Raw genomic sequence first — 9,887 nt, 5'->3', positions numbered from 1 at the left:
GAATTACTACCAATTGATATAATTATGTAAACAAAAAATATACTTAACAAATTAATTTAAATAAGTGCTTAATTTATCTATATTTTATTTTCTATTAATTAACGACATTAAATACATACTATACCCTTTTTATCCTAGTAATGTTAATAGAAAAATTTTTATGCAAAAAAACTAAAGAAAATAAAAAAAAGATGCTCATGCTTTGGGGAAAACATGAGCACATAAAACTTAATATAGGGCTAAATTTTGTAATACATAAAAATGATACTTACCACACAAAATAATTTATGAACTCAAAATAATTGAATAAGAATCTTTAAACTCTCCTTCAATCTAGCTTACAGACCGTATAGAAGGCTCTTTTACAACCCCTCTTCCTAATTAAATTTGGCTTTAGAGGGAACCTTGTAGATTAGAATCACATATCACCTGCCGCTAATAAGTCATGATGCTTTTTGCAATAAATTTCATTATACCAAGTATAATGCATATCATTATTCACCCTCACTGAAATCCATTCAGGTAAATCATTCAAAGATGTTATATTTATTTTGTTTTCTAAAAAAACAAATCTGCTGTCTTGTTCTGGCCATTCAGGAGTTTCATTATAAGATCTAATAGAATTTCCTAAATCTATTTCTTTTACCATGATTTCTTTTAGACATTCACAGATATGTACTTCTTTATTTCCAATTTTCATATTTTTCTCACTTTACCCTCTTTAAAATTTTTACGCTCAGCTTTTTCAACATAAAACTGTGTCCCACCACCAGAATATGTATGTGGATCTTTCCATACGGTATTTCCATCATCATCCTTAAATGTAAAATTAGAATTAGCCTGAGCTTTACCTTTTGCTACACATAAATCTTTTTGAAGAATAAATGCTTTAACTTTAGTTCTCATATCTCTTGGTTTACTTTCAGCCCAATTCCATCCAGGTGTTACTTGTACTAAATCATGATATTTTTGAGCACTACCTTTAGATTGGTTAACAGTTGCAATAGTTACACCATAACCTAACCCCCCAGGTTCTAAAGCATAAAGTACTGTGCCCTTTTTTATAACCACATTTGTATAAGAATCTACTCCATCATAAGAATTATAAGGCTGACCAGGTTTTTGTCCTTGAAAAGCCTTAGCTTCAGCTGCTGGATTTCTCCCCTCACAAGGATTACCTGGACAAGGTTTCTTCTTAGGTGAACCTCCTCCCCCCTTTCCACTACTTCCTTTCGAACCTTTTACTCTTGCTAACCCTCTCGGATCAACCCAATCAATAGGATTCGGCGCATAAGCATAAACATTATGCCCACCTAAAAGCCCAATTGGATCTTTAGAAATAAAGCGCCCTACGTAAGGCGAGTAGTAACGATGACGGTTATAGTGAAACCCTGTTTCTTCATCAAAATACTGCCCTTGGAAGCGAATATTATTTGAAATGATTTCACTATTTTCAAAGAAGTTTGATTTCACTTTCTCTGCTTTACATTCACCCCAAGCTTTATATTGTGCCTTCCAAATGATCTGACCACTAAGATCACTCATCTCTTGTGGAGTCCCCAAATGGTCACAGTGATAGAACCAAACATCATCAAAGCCTTGACTACTCTGAGTCTTTTTCCAAAGTAAATCACGAGTAAAACTATATTTATCATCCCAAACAGGTGTTGTATGCACCTGTATAGGCGTTTGATAAACGGCTTGAATTAAGGGAGTAAAGCTGTCTTTTTCATAAATATAATGCTTGGTATATGACTCATTTGACTCATATGCTAACGTATCACCATCCCATCCATAAACAAAATCCAACTCTTGACCTGTATGATGGTGCTTACTTCTTTTTGCTAAACGTCGCCCCATCGCATCGTAACGATATTCAGCCGTATATTCAGTATTACGACTTCGAACCAAACGACCTAAAACATCCCAAGATAAGTTTAAATCCCCTTGATTTGATTTTTGAGTAGTCAACTGTCCATAAGCATCATATTGATATTGTTGATCTAAATATTGACGAACAACATTATTGACCAACTTCAAATAGCCATACTGGTTTTCATCTGTTCTATGTTCGTGAATTTGATTTTGCTGTTCCAGATGTCGGTCTATTAAATTACTCGCAGGGTCAAAACTAAATTTTTCTTTACCGAACTTAGACGTTGCTTCAAGTAAACGCCCAAGTGGATCATATTTATAATGAATATCACCACGGCGGCTGTCCTGAATTTGAGCAAGCTGACCAGATTTATCATAACGATAGACACGTGATAATAGACTTGTAGTGTCTTGAACAGCATTTTGTTCTTGTTGCAATTGCGCATTTGCATAGCCATTTTCATGGCCTTGTACGATTTGTTGCTGACTCAACCGCCCCTGTTCATCAAAGTGTTCAAATTGGCTTAAACCGTTTGCATAATGTCGTGCAATTTCGCGATGCAAATCATCGCGTTCGAAGCTAACAATATCTTGGCCATTTAAAATTAAGCTATGGACATGACCCGTTCCATAAGTCAACCAATCAATATCTTGTCCATCTGGGCGTATCGTTTTAATACGGTCATTGATTTCATCGTAGCCATGTTTCCACACTGCTGTCTTATGAGTTTTGTTGTCTTGAATATGCTCTCGGACTAAATTACCCACAACATCATAGAACCACTCAACCTTACTCTCTGCATTTTTTGCCAATAAAATTTGACCATGGCTGTTATAGGCAAACTCTTCTAACTGCTGTTCTTCTAATTCATTTTGACCTTTGTATCCAAAACCAGAAGTACGTTGTTCAAGCCGCCCCATACTATCGATAACGAAGTGCTGAATACGATCTTTTGGTGCCAGCTTTCCAGACAAGTTTTGCCCTTGAAGCAGAGCAACTTCGATACTGGTTTGAAGTTGACCATTTGTCTCGTCATATTGATACAGGGTTTCTTTGCCATCAAAATCAATTTCTTTGATTAAGCGGCCAGCTACATCATAAAAGAACTCAAAGGCTGCACCATTTTCATTGATTAATCGTTTGAGTCGGCTTAACTTATCCCACTCATATTTGATCTTATACCCCAGAGGGTCAATACGATAAGAAATTAAACCTGCTGGGTCATAGTCATAACGTGTTTTTTTCCCAGTTGGATCGATATATACCAACAGTCGGCCTTCGGCATCATGAATAAAATGTTCTTCTAATACATCGCTATATTTAATCTTTTCTAATTGACCAAACGAGTTTAATGGTAAACCTTGTTCAAGAGGTTCTCTTGTTTCAGCCGTAAAATCACTATAAAAATATTCAACTTTATTTTTTAAAGCATTCTCTACTGAAGTCACTCGCCCTCTGAGGTCATACTCCCATTTTGTTTCTTTACCTGAACAGTCGGTATAACTGATTAAGTTTCCTTGGTCATCATATTTTAATTGTTTGCTTCCACCTTTCGCATCTGTGATTTGTATAGGAAGACCCATAGCATTGTAGTTGTACTTTGTTTCTCTTTTTAACGGATCAATTTCTTTTATTATGTTTCCTGAACCATCATATTCTTTAAACCAACGACCTTGTTCAGCATCCACCATACCAATGAGTTGATCCTGATCATCATAGTCATAGTGGGTGGTCGCCCCATCAGGTTGGGTAATTGTGATTAAGTTACCATTCTCATCAAATTCATATTCATTGACGGCTGCGTCAGTATCAATATGTCTAACTACACGACTACATTCATCTCTGAAATACCATTCTTCCAGCCCATCTGGGTAAACAATACGGTAGGTATAACCATCAATATCATAGTAATATTCTGTTTCATTACCATATGCATCAATAACATAAGTAAGACGAATATTCTCATCCCACTCTAAGCGAACCTCAGAGCTACCATCATCCGCCCATTCATGATATGCCTTAGAAGTCGGTGCAATGCCATCGTATTCTAAATTCATACCGCGACCTGTAAGATCGGTATAACGTGTTATAAGATGATGATGATATTGGTAATAATAACTTGCGCCATTTTCAGTAATGGCTTCAATTAAATCGCCTTTGTCATTGTAGTTATAGCTTGCTAGTGGACGTTTTAATTCTCCCTTTTCAATTGCCCAAACATCTTCAACCTTACCTTGACTATTTATTCTAAATGCGATGTGTAGCAACAATTGGGATTTATGTTTAATTAAAATATCTGAAATATAAGACTTATTATTGATCTTATGGTCATAACGAACTGCTGCCGTCATTCCATTTTTATACTCAATTATTGATAATCGGTATTCATCATTATATTTTTCAAAGATGTGCTTCTCATCTGTACCAAATGAAATCACTTGTACATTTTCAGAAATCACACTGTAATAAAATCCTTCCTGTTGATCATGAATACTTTCCCCAACATTAATATCCGCTAAAGCAATTGGGCGTGCATCTGCCCCAATATACTGCAACCCTTTTAATTGACGGATATGTCCTTCTTTCTGTTCAGTTTCTTCTATATATTCTGTTTTATTAATAATGCGTGACATAAATGGCGTAAACCAACGCGCTCCAAACTCACCATCATCCAGTTGATACAAATTTGAAGCGTAGGTTCTAGAGAGGACAAAGCTAGACAAAGCAAATTCATATGCATCTACATGAGTTAAGAATTCAGTTCCTAAAGCATAACTGATACTTCTTTTAGTTTTAGTCACTGGCTTGGTTTTACTTCCATTTACACCAGTTGTATTCAGTGGACAACTATCATTCGGATTATTATTGGCACCCTTCTGATTTTGAATAGTTTCCAATTCCCCACTTGGTCTTTTTTTATCTTTCTGTGAAGTTTGATTCGGTTTAATTGCAACCGTCTTTTTTGCCTTCTTCAGTTTAAAGTTTTTTGCAGCTATCGAAAGTTTTTGTAATAACCAAGAAAAACTCATAGCTGTATTTGGATCGGCCAAAGGCGCTAATTTTGACGGTACAGTATTACTAAATTTCCTAAAAACTCCAATTTGCTTGTTAATCAAGGCTTTTGTATCTGATCCTATGAAATAGGTTGCAGTACCAGCTCCTAAATTTCCATACTCTTTTCCAACAGCAGAAAGACCACTCGCTAAGAAAGAAACACCATGTGAAAATGCTTTTCCAGTATCACGAAAAATATTGTCACCAACTTTAGATAAACTGGCTTTTGCATTTTTAATGTCACTCCTTGAATTAAAAACTTTTCCAGTTAAAATTTTGCTCATACCATCAGCAAAATTATTGCCAAGCTCTTTAGCTTTGCCACCACAATCATTAACTGTCTTTTTAACTAAAGGCTGTGCCTTATCTGCAAATTTATCCAGCTCCCCTGCTACACGCTCATTAACATGATTAGTTAATAATTCAATAATTACATCAGGTATTTGTTTAGTTAAATTTTTGGATTTCAGTGTTTTCAATGCTGGCCTAAGCGCTGTACGAGCTGCGGCCATCCCAGGAGGTAAAGGAATCACTCCAACTAAATCAATTCCTAAATTTAGCCAATCGGGGAATCTTGGGTTTGGCTTCTTCGTAATTTCAATGACATCATAAACAGCATCTGTTAATGAAATAATATTTCCTATTACTGGTAAGCTTCCTGCAACATTTTTAAGAGTATCTAAATCAACAACACCCCCTGTATTTTGTTTTAGCCATTGATTAATTTTTTTTGTCCCAGCATTCACATCTGCCATTTTGATTGTATTGATTGGTGCAACTGCTGCTTTTCCAGTATTACTTCTCGTACTTACTTTCGTTTGCTGTTTCTGTGCTGGTTTTGGTGGATTAGCCATTCTTCTAATTCTCAATTCTTACTTAAATGTTAAATTCATAGCATTCATCGGGTTACTATTGATCAAAGTTGTGCTTTGACCCGTGGTATTTAAAGCTTTTTGTCTTAATGGATTTTTGATTGGTTCTAGGCTATTGCTAGCAACAACTCCTTGCACCCCATTGGCTATACTTTGCCCTTTAGAATTTTGTCCAAGTGCTTTGGGTACAAAGCTGGCGATTTGATTGGTCAACTGCGTTTCAGCACCTTGTTTTAGCATTGGGAGCAATGTCTTTGCCCCTCCATCTTTCAACATGCTGGCTGCTCCAATTGTTTTCTTAATTGTTTCAGGATTGGTAAATGCTTGACCTAATGTTTTCTTCGCTTCACTTACTGCATTTTTTAGTACAGATTCAGCCTTCCCCATTAAACTTTGTGCATCAGGATCATTTTCATTTGGCCACATAGGTGGTCGTTTAAAGTCACTCGCTTCATCCCATGGATTACGTTGATCTTCTTCAAATACAACTTTGGCTGCGCCTGTCGCTAATCCTGAAACACGGACAAAGCCTTTATCATCCAGTTGCCCTTTAAATTGCTTACCAAGTGAATCAGTAACGGTATAGCCGCCCTGTTTAACAAAATCGCCATGTGCATAATCATGTAATAACTCAAGTACCCCCTGACCACGCTTCGGTGGTGGTGGTAAACTTGATTTGGTACTCGCTGTCGCCCCACTTTGGAACACGTGCTGTGCTGCATTCACTCTAAATTCACCACCTGTTTTTGGGAAAATCCCAGAACCATTTAAGGTGATTTGTGATGTAGCCCCTGTGATGACAATCTCTTTAGGACTACTAATTTCGATACGGTCCTCTGTCGAGGAAATAATAATGCCTTTTTTAGCAAGTATATCCAACGCATCGGATTGAGCTTGGATCTCAACTTTACTCTGTGCTGCTACAGCTTTGATCCCACCTTGCGCAGCAAACAAGCTCAGTTTATTTTGCGCCTGAGCAATCAAGTTCTTTTGAGTGCTGAAGTTGATGCTATCGCCTGCAATCTGATTGATTTGTGAATCAGCAGAGAAATGAATATCTTCAGCTGTACTTAGCGCAATTCCATCAGGTGAATTGAGTAATAAAACTGCTTTTTTGAATTTTGCAATTTTTTGTTCGAGTTGTTCTGCAAATTCTTTAAGCTGCTCAAGCGATTCAATTTCATCAGTCTTTTGATTTTTAGCAATATCACTTAAAGCTTTACTGTTAGTCTGACTACCTTCCAGTTGTTTCTTGGCAATTTCAGCATCTAGATGCTCACCTTTAGCTTGATCTTGTTTATACGTGGAAACAAGTAAGCCTTGCCCAGCACGGATGGCTCCCCACTGGTCTGTACGCAGTTCAAAACCTTCACCTCGCCCTTCACTCGTGTCCGTTTCTTTAGGATGACTCAAATTCCCTAAGTTCAGTTGTGTCGCACCATGACTGCTTTGTAGCTGGGTACTAATCTGACCCGTTGTATCATCAAAGCGTAGTTGCCCAAAGCCCTCTCCTTGATATTCTTTTGATCGAATCCCTGCCAGTTTTTTGGTATCAGGCAGTTTGCCTGTATTGTCAAATTTGCTTGGATGACGTTGTGCTTCATGGATGCGCCCCACGACAAAGGGTCTGTCGATATTGCCATCAAAGAAGTCGATAACCACAATTTCACCAATACGCGGTAAGAAGCGTGCGCCATAACCCTCCCCAGCCCAAGGTGTGAGCACATCAACCCAAGCAGAATCTGTGTCATTGTCATTTGAACCTGCACCGCCATCGTGAGTATTATCTTCACTACGCGTGAACAGGAAACGGACTTTAATACGCCCCCATTCATCCACGTGAATTTCTTCACCACTTGGTCCAACAACTTTCGCACGTTGTGGTGATGCAATAGGCCGTTGTCGCAGAGGATTGTACTCTGGAACAATACTGATATTACGTCGTTGTAAGACGAGGTGATTGGCTTGGCGTTCGTCTTTATTATTTATCGTAATTTCAGCCTGTTGCCAATTGGTTTGCTTCAACAAAGCTGTGATTTGATCAGTCAAATCTTTAGGTAAATTATTCTGATTATAGAATTTTTTGGATGTGATTAAGAATTCTTTGTCTGAACCACTATGCTGATCAATTTCAGGGTGCTCGTTGAGTTCAAACCAGTAACCCACTTGTGCATCTCGTACGGTCGAGGTAGCCATAAATTGCTTGGCTTGTAAGTCGTAATAGTGACCAAGATTTTGATTAAACTTTTCAATCTGATTATTGCCTGATTTGGTCGTTCCATCTTCACCTTTAATGTCTTGTATCCATGCAGGTGAAAAATGCCATGCTTGCTCTAAACCTAGACTGGCGTTGTCTTGATTATCACTATGGCTATGTTTGCTTTGAACTGAACCCGCACCTTCTTCTATTTCTAAAGTATTAGCTTGCCAATGTTGAATATGGACAGATGTTGGTTGTATAGAACGCTGTCCGACAAAATTTGTAATCGAATCACTGCTTTCTACAGCACTGCTACGATGGAAGCGAATATTCTGTCGCTCTAAACTTTGATATTGGGCGTTGTCATCAATCAGTCTAAGTTTTTGCGGCTGAATGGGTTCACTTGAACTGGACACTTTGAGCTGAGACTCATCAATAAGCCAGTTAATCCCCTCTGAAGAGAGCAGCCTTTGAATAAATTCACTATCCAACTCATTCGCTTGCATAATGAATGGACGAACATCATATTCTTTACTTAAACCACCTTTATCCAAAATCAAACTTGAAGCAAATAAGGGACTACGTTGCTGCCACTCGGCAAAAATGATTTGAACCACATCAACAACAGACTTCGCCATGAAAACTCTAGAGTTACGTCGATGCTTCCATAAGGCTGTCGGGTCTTCCACGGTTAAACGATATATGGTTAAAGCGCCATCACTTGCCCCTACATCCGCCTTGGTGATGATGCCCGAAATACGATTGAGTTCTGGTTTATCAGTGACAATATCGACAGCCACCTGACTACCAATAAATTGCTTTAACGGAATATGAGCGGAGGTAGATAAGCAAAGGAGCTGTAACTCTATACCTACATTCAGTTCATGCGTTCCATCTATGCGCTGAAGGAATACTTGTTCGTTAAGCGAAGTATTGCTGAACTGAATATGAATGGCACGTTTTTGTGCACTAAGTCCAAGTTGCTCTATTGCAGCATAAATATTATTGGGCATCGTTATTATTAAATTTTAAGTTGTGGCTGATTGTACAAAAGTCTCAAAAAATTTCTTTAATTTTTTGTAACTTTAATAAAATTTTTAAATTTCAGAACCTTTTTTCAATAAATGACCGATCCATCTGTAAGTTTCTATTTTTCTAGTTTTGATATTATCCCCCCATATTCAGCTTAACCCAATTCATTTCTCTTCCCGCTATAGAAATATTAAAATTTTATTTTCTTCAAACTGGTTTGCAATTTACTCAAACTTAGTTTAACCCGTTAACAATTACAGCCTTCTACATAACCCGCAATTCTTGAAGCTGTTGCTTATCAGGCAATATAGGCATTCCCCCATAGATGATACAGTAGGCTACTACCAATTGCTTATACATAGTAGCAATTGGTCTGCTATCGACAGACAGTTTAGATCATCACCTTATGCAGGATAAATACAAATTAAGTACATCAATTATTATTCGTAAAAAAGACCCAGTTATTCACGTCAGATGTTTGAATTGAGATCCAGCCAGCTTATGTATATCAATATATGGCATAGAATTAACTACACAGGAAAGATGAGAAAAGCTGAATGCACAATTATAAAAATAATAGTTTATATTATAAGTTATACGTGTGATTTATTGATTATCTCTGCACATTTCAACGGTTGTATTGGTCACGAATTAAATGAAGCTTGCAACTTTCCAGATTTGGTATAGCTCAAATACATTAAGTTATACATAAAAATTAAAAACTGAGTGTGTATAGTTTCTTTGAATCATCCTATTTTATAATATGTTTTATCCTCAATTCTTTTGGCTTTAATTCCCTCAATTCACATAAACAACGAATATGATTTAAACCCTATTTTTAAATAGTTTAACG

3 protein-coding genes are annotated in these 9,887 nt (G+C 37.1%); all 3 read right to left on the bottom strand.

The window, feature by feature from the left end:
* Window positions 1-418: 418 nt before the first annotated feature.
* The 3 genes from GVX98_RS03530 to GVX98_RS03520 are packed head-to-tail and all read right to left on the bottom strand — an operon-like array spanning window position 419 to window position 9,015.
* Window positions 419-700, bottom strand: a complete 282-nt coding sequence (locus GVX98_RS03530; protein WP_228716260.1) for a hypothetical protein — start codon at window positions 698-700, stop codon at window positions 419-421.
* Window positions 697-5,784, bottom strand: a complete 5,088-nt coding sequence (locus GVX98_RS03525; protein ID WP_159127275.1) for an RHS repeat-associated core domain-containing protein — start codon at window positions 5,782-5,784, stop codon at window positions 697-699. Before GVX98_RS03525 ends, GVX98_RS03530 begins: the two co-directional genes overlap by 4 nt.
* Window positions 5,785-5,802: 18 nt before the next feature.
* On the bottom strand, window positions 5,803-9,015 hold the full coding sequence (locus GVX98_RS03520; RefSeq protein ID WP_228716259.1) for a type VI secretion system Vgr family protein: 3,213 nt from the start codon (window positions 9,013-9,015) through the stop codon (window positions 5,803-5,805).
* Window positions 9,016-9,887 lie beyond the last annotated feature (872 nt).

The organism is Acinetobacter sp. 8I-beige (genome assembly GCF_902505955.1).
Taxonomy (GTDB): domain Bacteria; phylum Pseudomonadota; class Gammaproteobacteria; order Pseudomonadales; family Moraxellaceae; genus Acinetobacter; species Acinetobacter johnsonii.
Note: the sequence above shows the minus strand (reverse complement) of the source record. Positions and strands in the feature narration are given on the sequence as shown.